This is a genomic window from Halomonas sp. ND22Bw (assembly GCF_003011945.1).
GTDB classification, from domain to species: domain Bacteria; phylum Pseudomonadota; class Gammaproteobacteria; order Pseudomonadales; family Halomonadaceae; genus Halomonas; species Halomonas halophila.
The window spans coordinates 1-345 of sequence record NZ_PXWD01000402.1 but is presented as its reverse complement, the minus strand read 5'-3'; the positions used below and the strand labels follow the sequence as shown (position 1 = coordinate 345).

The window sequence follows — 345 nt, the reverse complement described above, 5'->3', positions numbered from 1 at the left end:
GGTGCACTGGTCGGCGGCAGCGACCCGGCGACGACGATCCAGATGCCGAGCGGCGGCACCTGGCTGTAGTTCAGGTCAGGTCGCGCAGGCGGCCGACCCACAGCCGCGCACCGCCTCCGCCGGCAGCGCCTGCGGCAAGCGCACCTCGCCGGTGGCCGCATTGAAGCCCACGCTGCGCAGGTGCAACGCCAGGGCGGCGTCCATGGTTTGCGCATGCTGGACGAACCACACGGCCAACTCGCGCGCCATCTGCCGGATCGCGTCGTTCTGTCCCTTGAGGCCCTGCACCAGGCCTTCGCACATGACCTCCAGCACCACGCGGTGCTGCACGGTGTGGCAGTTGGC

Annotated in this window: 1 protein-coding gene; it reads right to left on the bottom strand. The window is 70.7% G+C overall.

Translation table 11 applies throughout. From position 1 onward, the window contains the following. Positions 1–75: 75 nt before the first annotated feature. Positions 76–345: hypothetical protein (locus tag CVH10_RS25845; RefSeq protein WP_219924822.1), on the bottom strand; the 270-nt coding region annotated here is incomplete at its 5' end.